This window comes from Nonomuraea pusilla (assembly GCF_900109355.1).
Taxonomy (GTDB): domain Bacteria; phylum Actinomycetota; class Actinomycetes; order Streptosporangiales; family Streptosporangiaceae; genus Nonomuraea; species Nonomuraea pusilla.
This window is the reverse complement of the sequence record NZ_FOBF01000014.1, coordinates 39,933-53,556: the sequence shown is the minus strand read 5'-3', so window position 1 is coordinate 53,556 and position 13,624 is coordinate 39,933. Positions and strand designations below refer to the sequence as shown.

General features: G+C 72.1%; 11 protein-coding genes. 4 read left to right on the top strand and 7 right to left on the bottom strand.

What is annotated here, in order from left to right; translation table 11 throughout:
• Positions 1 to 590 precede the first annotated feature (590 nt).
• Positions 591 to 1,328 (bottom strand): YaaA family protein, encoded by a 738-nt coding sequence (locus tag BMX74_RS26510; RefSeq protein WP_091103575.1) that lies wholly within the window; start codon positions 1,326 to 1,328, stop codon positions 591 to 593.
• A 59-nt stretch (positions 1,329 to 1,387) separates the two neighbouring features.
• On the opposite strand from BMX74_RS26510, the gene BMX74_RS26505 reads away from it, so the two are divergent.
• Entirely contained in the window at positions 1,388 to 2,095 is a 708-nt protein-coding gene (locus BMX74_RS26505) for a GNAT family N-acetyltransferase (RefSeq protein WP_091103463.1), read from the top strand.
• 142 nt (positions 2,096 to 2,237) lie between these two features.
• Here BMX74_RS26505 and BMX74_RS26500 read toward each other — a convergent pair whose 3' ends face one another.
• Positions 2,238 to 2,468, bottom strand: coding sequence for a DUF7455 domain-containing protein (locus BMX74_RS26500; RefSeq protein WP_055506131.1), 231 nt, complete (start codon positions 2,466 to 2,468; stop codon positions 2,238 to 2,240).
• 248 nt (positions 2,469 to 2,716) lie between these two features.
• On the opposite strand from BMX74_RS26500, the gene BMX74_RS26495 reads away from it, so the two are divergent.
• Positions 2,717 to 4,783, top strand: a complete 2,067-nt coding sequence (locus BMX74_RS26495) for a DNA gyrase/topoisomerase IV subunit B (protein WP_055506130.1) — start codon at positions 2,717 to 2,719, stop codon at positions 4,781 to 4,783.
• Positions 4,784 to 5,706: 923 nt separating this feature from the next.
• The gene (locus BMX74_RS26490; protein WP_177227523.1) at positions 5,707 to 6,825 is read left to right on the top strand and encodes a DUF3466 family protein; all 1,119 of its coding nucleotides are present in this window, start codon (positions 5,707 to 5,709) and stop codon (positions 6,823 to 6,825) included.
• A gap of 15 nt (positions 6,826 to 6,840) precedes the next feature.
• On the opposite strand, the gene BMX74_RS26485 is transcribed toward BMX74_RS26490, so the two are convergent.
• Positions 6,841 to 7,335, bottom strand: a complete 495-nt coding sequence (locus tag BMX74_RS26485) for a beta-class carbonic anhydrase (RefSeq protein WP_055506128.1) — start codon at positions 7,333 to 7,335, stop codon at positions 6,841 to 6,843.
• Between the two features lie 138 nt (positions 7,336 to 7,473).
• Between BMX74_RS26485 and BMX74_RS26480 the strand changes: the two genes are divergently transcribed.
• A complete protein-coding gene (locus BMX74_RS26480; RefSeq protein WP_055506127.1) occupies positions 7,474 to 7,782 on the top strand; it encodes a hypothetical protein in 309 nt (102 codons plus the stop codon).
• A 20-nt stretch (positions 7,783 to 7,802) separates the two neighbouring features.
• Here the strand turns inward: BMX74_RS26480 and BMX74_RS26475 are convergent, their stop codons facing one another.
• From BMX74_RS26475 to BMX74_RS26460, 4 genes are all read right to left on the bottom strand, one after another.
• Positions 7,803 to 8,606 (bottom strand): SAM-dependent methyltransferase, encoded by an 804-nt coding sequence (locus BMX74_RS26475; protein ID WP_055506126.1) that lies wholly within the window; start codon positions 8,604 to 8,606, stop codon positions 7,803 to 7,805.
• Between the two features lie 95 nt (positions 8,607 to 8,701).
• Positions 8,702 to 9,748 (bottom strand): sugar ABC transporter substrate-binding protein, encoded by a 1,047-nt coding sequence (locus tag BMX74_RS26470; RefSeq protein ID WP_091103460.1) that lies wholly within the window; start codon positions 9,746 to 9,748, stop codon positions 8,702 to 8,704.
• Positions 9,749 to 9,853: 105 nt separating this feature from the next.
• The gene (locus BMX74_RS26465; RefSeq protein WP_091103459.1) at positions 9,854 to 10,417 is read right to left on the bottom strand and encodes a thioredoxin family protein; all 564 of its coding nucleotides are present in this window, start codon (positions 10,415 to 10,417) and stop codon (positions 9,854 to 9,856) included.
• 609 nt (positions 10,418 to 11,026) lie between these two features.
• Positions 11,027 to 13,540: a DNA gyrase/topoisomerase IV subunit A gene (locus BMX74_RS26460; protein ID WP_055506362.1), complete on the bottom strand. Its 2,514-nt coding sequence runs from the start codon at positions 13,538 to 13,540 to the stop codon at positions 11,027 to 11,029.
• Positions 13,541 to 13,624: the final 84 nt, after the last annotated feature.

Below are 13,624 nucleotides of genomic sequence, written 5' to 3'. Positions count from 1 at the left end.
GGCGCGGGGCGGCGCCGCTTCCACCACCCGTGCGGGGCGGTGCCGCTTCCACCCGCCGCCGCGGGGCGGCGTCACCTTCAGCGGCGTCCCCGCCTGGGCCGGCATCGCCAGGCCGGGCGGCGTGCAGGTACATGCGCAGGTCCCAACCCTCGGGGTTCTCCCCGACATAGGCGCGCGCCTCCTTGACGACGACCGGCCGGCCCGAGGGGTCGGCGGCGCGGTAGGCGTTGCCGCGCGGGCCGCATCCCGGAGGTGACCCGGTACCGGTTGCCGATCAGCCGCGCCGGCGCGTCTCACGCGCAGGTTCCCTCGGAGCCCCCTCCGGCGCAGTCCCGCGCCTCCGCGGCCGGGCCCGCGCCGTCGGGCGGGCGGAACGGGTCGTCCGGCGCCTGCGCGCCGTCCGGCGACGCGCACCGGGGCCCGGCGGGCGCGCCGCTCGGCCACCAGCGCGGGCGGCGCCCTTGAGCAGCCTCCACGCCTGGGCCTCAGCGCGCCGGCGGCCTTTTCAACCGCCTCCCTGCCTGGACATCAGCGCGAAGTGGCGCTTTGAGTGGTCTGCGTGCGGGTGGCGTCCCGGTGTGGAGCGTGGGTCAGGTGACGGCGACGTCGAGAGTCCAGGGGCGGCCGGGACGGGGCGGCGGGGCCAGGGTGACGTCGTGGCCGAGGTCCTTGAGCACGGTGGCCAGCTCGTCGGGGGTGGCCGGGTCGGCGCCCGACACGAGCAGCGCCCTCGCGATCTCGCCGCGCGTGGCCTTCGCCATGTGGCTGACGACCTTGCCGTGCCTGAACACGCGCACCCCGACGGCGCGCTCGCCCGGCTGCCAGGCGGCGGCGTACGTCGCCGAGCGCAGGTCCACCACCAGGCCGGGCAGCCGGTCGAGCTCCTTCGCGACGAACGGCTTCCAGAACGCCGCCAGCCCGCCGAGCGGCGGCAGGCTGACCCCCATGGACAGCCGGTACGGCGGCACCATGTCGGTGACGCGCAGCACGCCCCACAGCCCGGAGAAGATCAGCACCGACTCCTCGGCCCGCCGCGCCGCGCCCGCGTCGAGCGTGGTGAGGCCCAGGTTGTCGTACAGGACGCCGGTGTAGAGCCGGGCGGCGGGCAGGGTGGGGGCGGTCCTGAGCGCGACGTTGGCCGCGAGCTCCGAGGCGAGCCCGGGGGTCAGGCCGAGCACGTCGAGCGCGTCGCGCCGCCTCGACGCCTTGACCAGCGCGGAGACGACCCGCTTGCGGGCCCGGTCGAGCGCGGGGAAGGACAGCTCGCCGACGGGCGGGCCGCTGCCCTCCCGCGCCTTGCCCTCGGACGGCGGCAGCACGATCAGCACGGTCACCAACCCTATAAGCCCTGGCCAGCCACCGTTCACGGGAGGGATAGGCTGCGCGCGTGAACGTCGACCTTCTCGTCCACGAGGCATGGCCCGCCTACGAGCAGCACGCGCACGACGGCTGGGTGCTGCGCTACGCCGGCGGCGTGACCAAGCGCGCCAACTCGGTCCTCCCGCTGGGCGTCCCCGCCGACCTCGGCGCCGCCGTCGCCACCGCCGAGACGTTCTACGGCGAGCGCGGGCAGCGGTGCGCCTTCTCCATCGGGACGAGCGCGCCCGCCGGCCTGGACGCCGAGCTGGAGCGGAGGGGGTACGACCTGGTCGACCCCACCGTCGTGATGACCCTGGCCCGGGGGCGCGGGCCGGCCGCCGCGCCGGGTCGCGTCGTACGCGTCGAGGAGCGGCCCTGGCCCGGCTGGCTGGAGACGTGGTGGTCGGTGGACGGCCGGTACGGCGGCGGGTTCGAGGAGGCGGAGCGCATCTGCACCGGCGTTCCCGCGCTCTACGCCGCCGTCGAGGAGGACGGCGTGGCGCTCGCCGTCGGCAGGGGCGTGCCGCAGGACGGCACCCTCGGCGTCTACTGCATGGCCACCCGCCCGGAGGCCAGGCGCAGGGGCCTGGCGCGGGCGGTGCTGCGAGCGCTGCTGCGCGAGGGCGCCGCGCCCTCGGCCTACCTCGTCACGACCAGGGCGAACGTGGCGGCGCAGGCGGTGTACCGGGGTGAGGGCTTCGAGATCACGGGCGGCTACCACTACCGCGTCCGCTGACCGGTGGGGCAACAGCTCGGGAAGGACGAGACGGCGGGAAACAGCTCGGGGAAGACGAGACGGCGGGAAAGACGAGACGGCGGCCCCGGGCTCGCCGGGACCGCCGTCTCGCTCGCTATGCGGTTATGTCGGAACGAACGCCTCAGCGCTCGTCGTTCGGTGCCATGGACGGTGTTTCGCTGAGCCGAGCCGACTCGTCCAGGATGTCGGCGCCCTTCTCACGCAGCGCCGCGATGTGCTGACGCCCGTGGTGGGCGCAGAACAGCAGCTCCCCACCCACAGGCAGGGTCGCGCGAATGTAGGCCTGGGCGCCGCAACGGTCGCAACGGTCGAGGGCCGTCAGCGGCTTAACGGGGGCAAGAGCTCCAGTCACGTATCGCCTTTCGGGTCACCCCCGCCGAAGCGAGGATCTGGCGTCAGTCACTTGGAACAACATCTAACCGGACCAGGACGTTCCCAACCGCCCCCGCAGTACGCCGAGAGCGGAATGTGTCCGAAAGTAATGGTGATCAGCCCGTTGGTAACGGCAAACACGACGCCATGGCAAGCTTGTACGTGCGCGTAGGGGAAGACCGGTAAGCTACGCACTGGTGTTCGATGCTTTAAACCAGGGGAGCTGTAGTGACGCTAGTGGAGGCGGGGTACACGGCTCGGCACCTGTCGGTGCTGGAGGGCCTTGAGGCCGTCCGCAAGCGGCCCGGCATGTACATCGGGTCCACCGACAGCCGGGGCCTCATGCACTGCCTCTGGGAGATCGTCGACAACGGCGTCGACGAGGCGCTGGCGGGCCACTGCGACCGCATCGAGGTCGAGCTGCACCCCGACGGGTCCATCGAGGTCCGCGACAACGGCCGCGGCATCCCCGTCGACGTCGAGCCCAAGACCGGCCTGGCCGGCGTCGAGCTCGTCTACACCAAGCTCCACGCGGGCGGCAAGTTCGGCGGCGGCTCCTACGCGGCGTCCGGCGGCCTGCACGGCGTCGGCGCTTCCGTGGTCAACGCCCTGTCCTCGCGGCTCGACGTCGAGGTCGACCGCGACGGCCGCGTCCACCAGATCAGCTTCAGGCGCGGCGTGCCCGGCGTCTTCGACGGCGACGGGCCCACGGCCAAGTTCAAGAAGAAGTCGGGGCTGCGCGACGGCGGCCCCGCGGAGCGCCCGGGCACCGGCACCCGGGTCCGCTTCTGGGCCGACAAGCAGATCTTCCTGCCCGACGCCGAGGTCTCGGTCGATGAGATCCACGTACGCCTGCGGCAGACCGCCTTCCTCGTGCCCGGCCTGACCCTCGTCGTCTACGACAGCAGACACGAGGAGCGCCTCGAGGACGAGTTCCGCTTCGACGGCGGCATCTCCGAGTTCACCGAGTTCCTGGCCCGCGACGAGCCCGTCTGCGAGGTGCTGCGCCTGCAGGGCGTCGGCCACTTCCACGAGACCGTGCCCGTGCTCGACGACCAGGGCCACATGACGCCCACCGAGGTGCAGCGCGAGCTGTCCGTCGACGTCGCCCTGCGGTGGGGCAAGGGCTACGAGTCCACCGTCCGCTCGTTCGTGAACGTGATCGCCACCCCCAAGGGCGGCACCCACCTCACCGGCTTCGAGCGGGGCCTCCTCCGCACCGTCAACGAGGTGCTGCGCGAGACCCGCCTGCTCAAGAACGGCGACGACCCGGTCAACAAGGAGGACCTCTCCGAGGGCCTCACCGCCGTCGTCACCGTGCGCGTGCCGGAGCCGCAGTTCGAGGGCCAGACCAAGGAGGTGCTCGGCACCTCCGCGGCCACCCGCATCGTCTCGCACGTGGTCTCCAAGGAGCTGAAGGAGATCTTCGCCAACCCGCCGCGCGGCTTCAAGCAGCCGCTGCGCGCCGTGCTGGAGAAGATCGTCGCGGCGGCCAAGGCCCGCATCGCCGCCCGCGAGCACCGCGACAACCAGCGCCGCAAGAGCGCCCTCGAGAACTCCGCGCTCCCGGCCAAGCTCGTCGACTGCCGCAACGACGACGTCGACCGCAGCGAGCTGTTCATCGTCGAGGGCGACTCGGCGCTCGGCACCGCGAAGCTCGCCCGCGACTCCGAGTTCCAGGCGCTGCTGCCCATCCGCGGCAAGATCCTCAACGTGCAGAAGGCGTCCGTGAGCGACATGCTCAAGAACGCCGAGTGCGCCGCGATCATCCAGGTCGTCGGAGCCGGCTCCGGCCGCTCCTTCGACCTCGACGCCGCCCGCTACGGCAAGGTCATCCTCATGGCCGACGCCGACGTCGACGGCGCCCACATCCGCTGCCTGCTGCTGACCCTGTTCCACCGGTACATGCGGCCCATGGTCGAGGCGGGGCGCGTCTTCGCCGCCGTGCCGCCGCTGCACCGCATCGAGCTCACCAACCCCGGCAAGGGCAAGGACAAGTACATCTACTGCTACTCCGACGCGGAGCTGCAGAAGGTGCTGCGCGACCTGGAGCGGCGCGGCAAGCGCTGGAAGGACCCGGTGCAGCGCTACAAGGGTCTGGGCGAGATGGACGCCGACCAGCTGGCCGAGACCACCATGGACCCTCGGCACCGCATCCTGCGCCGCGTCCGCATCGAGGACGCCGAGCAGGCCGAGTCGATCTTCAGCCTGCTCATGGGCAGCGACGTCGCACCACGCCGCGAGTTCATCGTCAAGAGCGCCGCCGAAGTGGACCGCGACCACATCGACGCCTGACCCGGGGCGTACGCCGCCTCGGGCCAGCCGGGCCGCGCGGTGCCGGTCACCGGCACCCGGGCCTGGACCCCCACACCCGGGGCCACCGCTACCCGTCCGGGGGCGGCGGCACCCCGGGTCCCGCCATCCCGTTGGGCCACCCGGCACCGGGGGCGGGACCGAAACACCCGGCGCCCCCACCACCTCACCCACCCTCCTCACCCTTGCCGAGGGCGCAGAGCGGGCTTGCGGCTCGGCTCGGTGACCGGGTACGGCGCACGCCGTACCCGGCTGGCCCCGCACCTTGGGAGGCTCCCCGTCGTCTCAGGCACCGGACCGTCCCACCTGCCATGGCTGTGTCCCACATGCCATGGCTGCTGCCGTGCCTTCCTGTCACGGTCGTAGGGCGTTCCTGCCGCGGTTGTGCGGGGCGGCGTCCAGCGCTCCTGGACGCCAGGGGCGCCTGAAAGGCTCTCTCCGGCTCCGGCGGCTTCCCCCCTGCGCCTGGAGTCTCGTACGACCGTGTGACGGCGGTCCAGCGTGCCCAGGACCGGGTTCGGCTCAGCGGCGGGCCGGGTTTCATCCTTGGGAGGCAGGCAGGGCTTGTCATCACAGCGTGCTCGCTGCCGCCGGCTGCTCGGGGTGGCGTGGCACCGACCCTGAGCGGGCGGCCCCTCGGTTCACCTCCTGGGTCGCCCACATCAGCCCCGCGGGCCTCCCGCTGCCGAGCCGGGCCCGCTCTCGGCGCGCTCGTGGGTTCCTGACGGTGTCGTCGGCTGCTCCATCCGCGTCCGGGGTTCCCGGGGCTTTCGGGGTTCTGGGTTGTTCTTGGTTGGTTCCGGATGGGGCGGGCTTCGCGGGGGCGGGTGAAAGGGACTTGTAAGGAATTGGCGGCCTGTCGTGGATCAACATCGTCTCGAAACCCCTCTCGAAAGGTGGAGACGATGAGATCTCGGCGCCTTGCGCTCCTGCTGGGTGGTGTCGGGCTGGTGGTGCCCATGCTCACCGCGCCCTCCGCCGCCGCCAGTACGGCGGCGGTGACGACCTACACGTACGTGGACCTCGGCTGGCTCGCCCCCGCCCCGGCCGGCGCCCCGAGAAGCGGCGCCCTCGACGTGAACGAGCGGCGGCAGGTCGTGGGCTACTCCTCGAACGAGCGGGACAGCTCCGCCCACGCGTTCCTCTGGCAGGACGGCGCCATGGCCGCGCTGGGCGCGATCCTGCCCGAGGGCAGCAGCACCGCGTCCGCCGTGAACGACCACGGCGACGTAGTGGGGCAGACCCATGTGAGCACGTACGAGCCGTCTCACGCGTTCCTCTACCGGGACGGGCGGATGACCGACCTCGGCACCGGCTGGGGGAGCGGCAGCCGCAGCTCCGCCGACGACGTCAACAACGACGGCGTGGTCGTGGGCCAGCGGGGGAGGACCGGGAGCAGCCCGACCAGGGCGGTGCTGTGGAAGGACGGCGTCCTGCGTGACCTGGGCACGCTCGGGGGCCGCAGCACCGATCCGTTCAGCACGGAGAGCGAGGCGCACGCGATCAACGACAAGGGCCAGGTGGTGGGTGCGGCGCTGCCGCGCACGGGCTACCCGCTGCACGGGTTCCTGTGGGAGGACGGCCGCATGCGCGACCTCGGGTCGCTGGGCGGCGCGCCGGGCGCGACGGTCGCGTACGACGTGAACGAGCGGACGCAGATCGTCGGCCACTCGCAGAACCCGGCCGGGCGGATGAGCGCGTTCCTCTGGGAGGGCGGCGTGATGCGTGACCTCGGCGTGCTGCCAGGAGGCACGGGCAGCGTCGCGTACGGGATCAACGAGGCGGGGCAGGTCGTCGGCACGTCGCGGACGAACGACGGCTACTACGGGCAGCACGCGTTCGTGTGGCAGGACGGCCGGATGACCGACCTCAACGCGGTGACGACGAACCTGCCCGCCGACGTGTCGCTGGAGCTGGCGTACTCGATCAACGACGAGGGCGTCATCGCCGGGCAGACGTGCCTCTACTGTGAGAGCGGCAAGACGGCCGCCACGCGGGCCTTCCTCCTGATCCCGAACTCCTGACGCGTCAGGGTGGGGTCAGTCCTCGGCGGGGAGCAGGCGGCCGCTGCGGACGTCGTAGATGGCGCCCGTGACCGGCATGCCCTGCGGCAGGAACGGCGACGTGCGGATGCGCGTGAGGTCGTGCCGCAGCGCCTCCTGCTGGTCGGGGACGGTGTGGAAGTCGAGGCTGCGGGTGTCCACGCCTCTGGCCTGGGTCAGGGCGTGGACGTCGTCGTCGGTCGCCTTCGTCATGCCGCAGTCGGTGTGCGGCATGACGAGGACCCGCTCGACGCCGAGCAGGTACACGGCCAGGACCAGCGTGCGCAGCACGTCGTCGGTGACACGCGCACCGGCGTTCCTGAGGATCTTGGCGTCGCCGGGCTGCAGGCCCAGCAGGCCCAGCGGGTCGATGCGGGAGTCCATGCAGGTGACCACGGCAAGGCCGCGGGCTGCCCGGCCGCTGAGCCCGGAGTCCCCGAACGTCTCGGCGTACTTCGCGTTGGCGGCAAAGAGGTCGTCGAACGCAGTCATGGAAGAGATGATTCCTCATGCGGCGAACGTCCGAATTCCCGGGGTGGCAACTGGCGGGACTTGGCGAACGTCCCACGAAACCTGCTTACATTACGTGATGATGTCGTAGCCATCTGTACGTGATCGAAGAAGGTTGTCGTGAGCAGGTCCGAATCGCTCGCCGTGTTCCTCCGCGCCCAGGCCCGGCGCTGCCTCGACCGGGTGGAGACCAGGGATGACGGCCGCAACGCCAGACGCGCCCTGGCGCTGCTCGACGCCGCCGCCTACGCGGGAAGCCTGCCCGATGACGACCCCCTCATCCGCATGCTCGATGAGGCGGGTTGTTACCGGGGGGCGGGGTCCGAGGAGTTCGACCCGGGGGAGGACGCGGTCCGCCTCATCCGCTCGTGGGAGGGCGAACCGCACGACCTCCTGCTGACTCTCGCGGGCGCCTGGCGCCCCGTCTGACGAGGGGGCCGGGGCTCAGGTCAGCGCTTGTGGCCGACGCCGACGTACCACCACTCGCCGCCCGCGAGCGCCGTCTCCCACGGCTCCTCGGGACGCCACGCGTCCACGTGCGTGACGCCCGGGTCCACCACGTCGAACCCGTCGAACATGCGGCTCACCGCGGCGTGGCCGCGGTGCCGCAGCGGCGCGTCGGCCTGCTCGTACACCTCGCGGGCGGCGACGCCCACCTCCGGGTGCTCGTCGTCGGTGAGGTGCGAGAGGATCAGGGCGCTGCCGGGGGCCATCCGGTCGGCGAACGTCCGCACCACGCGCCAGGGGTCCTCCTCGTCGGTGAGGCAGTGCAGCACGCCGAGGAAGACCACGGCCACGGGCCGGCTGAAGTCGATCAGCCGCAGCGTGTCGGGGTGGTCGAGGATCGTCTCGGGCTCGCGGATGTCGGCGTGGACGATCGTGGTGTTCTCGTCGGTGCCGGCGAGCAGGGCCCGCGCGTGGACGATCACCACGGGGTCGTAGTCGACGTAGACCACGGGCGCGTCGGGGTGCACCTGACGGGCGACCTCGTGGACGTTGTTCTGGTTCGGCAGGCCCGTGCCCAGGTCGAGGAACTGCCGGATGCCCTGCTCCGCGACGTACCGGACGGCGCGGCCGAGGAAGCGCCGGTTGGCGAGGCAGATCTCCCGGCTGGGGCCCAGCGCCATGATCTTCTCCGCGGCCTCGCGGTCGGCGGCGAAGTTGTCCTTGCCGCCGAGGTAGTAGTCGTACATGCGCGCGGCGTTGGGGACGTTCGGGTTGATCCCCTGTGGGACGCGCGTGCGTTCGGTCATCCTGGGCCCTTCGATAGGCGCCGGCCAGTTGCTGCGCAGATCGTAACGTGCGGGCGATCAGGTATGAGCATGTTTCGGATCTGTCGGGTGCGTTGTTATTCGTCGTATTCGCCGGTCACCTTGGCGAGCGCCTCCTTGGTGCCCATGCTGAGGCCCGGCTGGACGTCGGTCATGACGGTCGCCGCCGGCACCTGGAGTCCCTGCGCCTTGCCCAGCCCCAGCTCGGCCGCCTTCGCGCCGAGCGTCTTGACCGGCAGGTAGTACGCGGCGTACCAGCGGCCCTCCTGCACGGCCTTGACCGTCTGGCGGGAGCCGCCGTTCGCGACGAACAGGACGTCCTTGCCCTTGGCCACCGCCTCGGCGCCCGCGACGGCCTGGGAGGCGCCGATGACGACGTCGATGCCGGGTTCCTTCTGCAGGACGTCCTGCATGGCCTTGCGGCCGCTCTCCTGCGTGTAGCCGCCCTCGACCTGGGCCTTGACCTCCACGCCCGGCGCGCCCTTCAGCACGGCGAGCGCAGCCTCGGTGCGCGCGTTGTCCAGCGGCAGCGCCTTCATGCCCTCCAGGAAGGCGACCTGGCACGGGTTCAGCTTCCTGCTCCTGCACGCCTCGACGCCCAGCCTGCCCAGCGTCTCGCCGTTGCGCGTGGGGACGTCCACGAGCGTGATGGTGCCCTCCACCTGCGGATCGGCGGTGTCGTACCGGGTGCCGACCGGCGTGAACTGGACGACCACCGCGATGCCGGCGCTGACCGCCGCGCGGACGGCCGGCACCACGGCCGCGCCGTCGTTGGCCTGCACGACGAAGACGTCGAAGCGCTTGGAGGTGACGGCGTCCTGGAGCTGCTGCACCTGCGTCTGGGCGTCGAAGTTCGGGTCGAGGAACTCGGCCGTCGCGCCGTGCGCCGCGGCGTACTCCTCGACGCCGGCGAACGTGGCGGACGAGAACGAGTTCGCCCTGGCGAAGCCGAAGAAGCCGATGCGCTTCTGGCCGCCCGACGACGCGGCCGCGCTCGCCGAGCCGGAGGAAGAGGCGGAGGGAGCCGCCGTGCCGGCGCTCGTGCCCGTGTTCGGGTTCACGCAGCCCGCGGCGAGCAGGGCGAGTGCGGCGAGCGCGGACAAAGCGGTGCGACGTGCGGCCATCGCGGTCTCCTTCGCGTCAGGGGCGACGTGCAGGCCGGGGGGACATGCCGGACATGATCACCTTGATCATAGGAAAAGAGATCGCCGCGTGGGGTGCTTATGCGATCATCGGGGCTCGTTGCCGGGACGCCACTTGATGCCGCACCCCATCGACGGATGCTGTGGCTCGGGCACCGGCTCGCCCGCCAGCACCGCGTCGATCGCGGCCCGCAGCGACGCGCCCGTCACCGGCACCGGGTTGCCCGGCCGCGCGCCGTCGAACTCACCCCGGTAGACCAGCAGGAACCGCGCGTCGTACAGGAAGAAGTCGGGCGTGCAGGCCGCGCGGTACGCCTTCGCGACCTCCTGCGTGTCGTCCAGCAGGTACGGGAAGGCGAACCCGGCGCGGGCCGCCTGCTCGGCCAGGTGGGTGGCGTCGTCGTCGGGGTAGTTCACGCTGTCGTTGCTGCAGATGGCGACGACCGACAGCCGCGAGCCGTAGTCGGCCGCGAGCGCGCCGATGCCGCGCTCGATGTGGCGTACGTACGGGCAGTGGTTCGACAGGAACACCACGAGGGTCGCGGGCGAGCCCTTGAGGTCGTCCAGGGAGACGCTGCCGCCCTCGATGGCGGTCAGGTCGAAGGCGGGCGCGGGTGTGCCGAGCGGGACCATGAACGAGTTGGCAGCCATGGCAGCCATTCTCACCCGGCCACCCCGGAGCCACGCGCGCCGACCCCCACGCCCGGCCCTGACCCGGCCCGCGCCCCGCGCATCAGCCGGACTCGACCGCCGCGGCGGCCACGTTCCGGACCCGCATCGCCGCAGCGGGCACGTCCCGGCCCCGGCATCGCGACACCGGCAGGACCCAGCCCAACATCGCCGCAATCGGCCCGCATCGCCGCAACGGGCCCCGGATCGCCGCGATCGGCCCGCATCACCGCAACGGGCCCCGCACCGCACCAAGGGACCCCGCATTGCCGCGGCGGGCCGGTTCCGGGCCCGGCCCCCCTCCCCGAGGGCCGGGTCCGGACGTTCGACGGCCGCCCGGCCGGTGGCTTTCCCTGGCCCGCCAGGCCGCCGACACGGCCCGGCCCGCCGCTGACGGGCCCGGCCACGCCGACGACGCCCTGTGGGGCGCGCGTGCCTGGTACGCCGCCGGCGCACTGCGGACGGCAGACACCTGGCCTGTCACGCCCGGTGGCGCACTGCAGACACCGGGCCTGATACACCGTCGGCGCACTGCGGGCGGCAGGCGTCAGGCCTGTCACGCCCATGGCGCGCCGCGGGCGGCGGGTCCTGTTACGCCGGCGGCTCGTCCTGAGCGTCGCCGGTGGGCCTGGCGGACGGTGACGAGGCGGGGCGCTCCCACGAGGCCAGGGCGCCGCCGACCGCGCCGATCGTGTGCGTGAGCCGGACTCCCGAGCCGTCCCTGCGGCCGAGCTCCTCCGGCAGCGGCACGGGCTTGCCCACCGCCGACACCGCCTTGGCCGGCGCCGGGCCCGCCCAGGCCAGCAGCAGTTCGTCCTCGCCCTTCAGGAAGCGCTGGGCCCGCACGCCGCCGGTGGCCCGGCCCTTCGGCGGGAACTCGGCGTAGTCGGACACCTTGCCGCCGCCCACCTGGGTGCCGGGCAGCGCCGTGGACGAACCGGCCACGGTGACGACGAGCGCCGGACGCGTGGGATCGACGGCCCCGAACCAGATGACCCGGGCGCCGTCGTCGAGCCTGATGCCCGCCATGCCGCCCGCGGGACGCCCCTGCGGCCGCACCTGCGACGCCTGGTAACGCAGCATCTGCGCGCCGGAGGTGATGAAGACCAGGTCGTCGGACTCGGACTCCAGCTCGACGGCGCCGACCACCGTGTCGCCGTCCTTGAGGGTGATGACCTCGAACTCGTCGCGGTTGGCGGGGTACTCGGGCACCACCCGCTTGACCACGCCCTGCGCCGTGCCGAGCGCCAGCCCGGGGCCGTCGGGGTCGAGTGAGCCGAGGCCCACGACCTTCTCGCCGGGTTGCAGCGAGACGTACTCGGAGACCGGATGGCCGCCCGACAGCGTGGGAGGGTTCTCGGTGGGCGGCAGGATCGGCAGGTCGATCACCTGGACCCGGATCAGCCGCCCGAACGAGGTGACGACGCCCACCTCACCTCTGGCCGAGGTGCGGACCGCCGCGACCAGGACGTCGTGCGCCGCCCGCTCGCCCTCGCCCGGCAGCGGCGCGGCGTCGGACGTGCGGGCCAGCAGGCCCGTGGACGACAGCAGCGCCAGGCACGGGTCGTCGGCCACCTGCAGGTCGACGAACGCCGCCCGCGGCGCGCCGGACGCCTCCAGCAGGACGGTGCGGCGCGGCGTGCCGTACTTCTTGGCGACGTCGGCCAGCTCGCCGGAGACGACCTGGCGCAGCTTCGCGTCGGACGACAGGATCTCCGTCAGCGCCGCGATCTCGTCGGTCAGGGTCTGCTTCTCGCGGTCGAGCTCCAGCTTGTCGTACCTGGTGAGGCGGCGCAGCGGCGTGTCGAGGATGTACGCGGCCTGCGTCTCGCTCAGCTCGAACACGTCCATGAGGCGCGTCCGCGCGTGGGAGGAGTCGTCGGAGGAACGGATGACCTGGATGACCTCGTCGATGTTGAGCAGCGCGACGATGAGGCCGTCGACGAGGTGCAGGCGCTCCTCGCGCTTGCGGCGGCGGAACTCGGACCTGCGCCGCACCACCTCGATGCGGTGGTCGACGTACACCTGCAGCAGCTCGCGCAGGCCCAGCGTGCGCGGCTCGCCGTCGACCAGCGCGACGTTGTTGATGCCGAAGGTCTCCTCCATCGGCGTGAGCCGGTAGAGCTCCTCCAGCACCGCCTCGGGGATGAAGCCGTTCTTGACCTCGATGACCAGGCGCAGGCCCTTGTGCCGGTCGGTGAGGTCCTTCAGGTCGGCGATGCCCTGCAGCTTCTTGCTGGTCACCAGCTCCTTGATCTTGGTGACGACGCGCTCGGGCCCGACGTTGTACGGCAGCTCGGTGACGACGATGCCCTTGCGGCGCGGCGTGATCTGCTCGACGGTGCAGGTGGCGCGCATGCGGAAGGTGCCGCGGCCCGTCTCGTACGCGTCGCGGACGCCCTGCAGGCCGATGATCATGCCGCCGGTGGGCAGGTCGGGGCCGGGCACGAACCGCATGAGGTCGTCGAGCGTGGCGTCGGGCTTCTTGATCAGATGCCGCGCGGCGGCCACGACCTCGGCGAGGTTGTGCGGGGCCATGTTGGTGGCCATGCCGACCGCGATGCCCGTGGTGCCGTTGACCAGCAGGTTGGGGAACGCCGACGGCATGACCGTGGGCTCGGTCTCCTGGCCGTCGTAGTTGGGCTTGAAGCCGACGGTGTCCTCGTCGAGCGACTCGACCATGAGCATCGCCGCCGGGGCCAGCCTGGCCTCGGTGTAGCGCATGGCGGCGGGCAGGTCGTCGGGCGAGCCGAAGTTGCCGTGGCCGTCGACGAGCGGCAGGCGCATCGAGAACGGCTGCGCCAGGCGCACCAGCGCGTCGTAGATGGCGGTGTCGCCGTGGGGGTGGAGCTTGCCCATGACGTCGCCGACGACGCGGGACGACTTGACGTGCCCGCGGTCGGGCCGCAGGCCCATCTCGCTCATCGAGTAGAGGATGCGCCGCTGCACCGGCTTGAGGCCGTCGCGGGCGTCGGGCAGCGCCCTCTGGTAGATCACCGAGTAGGCGTACTCGAGGAAGCTCGTGCGCATCTCGGAGGAGACGTCGATGTCGACGATGCGCTCCTCGAAATCCTCTGGCGGGGGTGCGGTCGTGCGTCGGGCCATGTCGAACATTGTGCCGAAGAGAAGGGGTGCCCGCGACTCGCCTCCTGAGGGGACCGGTTCCTACCGGTTCGGGACGGATGTCCC

Coding starts and splice junctions, on each gene's coding strand:
- BMX74_RS26485 (WP_055506128.1), bottom strand. CDS start 7,335: ATGACTGCGTTCGACGACCTCTTTGCCGCCAACGCGAAGTACGCCGAG.
- BMX74_RS26490 (WP_177227523.1), top strand. CDS start 5,707: ATGAGATCTCGGCGCCTTGCGCTCCTGCTGGGTGGTGTCGGGCTGGTG.
- BMX74_RS26470 (WP_091103460.1), bottom strand. CDS start 9,748: ATGGCCGCACGTCGCACCGCTTTGTCCGCGCTCGCCGCACTCGCCCTG.
- BMX74_RS26465 (WP_091103459.1), bottom strand. CDS start 10,417: ATGGCTGCCAACTCGTTCATGGTCCCGCTCGGCACACCCGCGCCCGCC.
- BMX74_RS26460 (WP_055506362.1), bottom strand. CDS start 13,540: ATGGCCCGACGCACGACCGCACCCCCGCCAGAGGATTTCGAGGAGCGC.
- BMX74_RS26475 (WP_055506126.1), bottom strand. CDS start 8,606: ATGACCGAACGCACGCGCGTCCCACAGGGGATCAACCCGAACGTCCCC.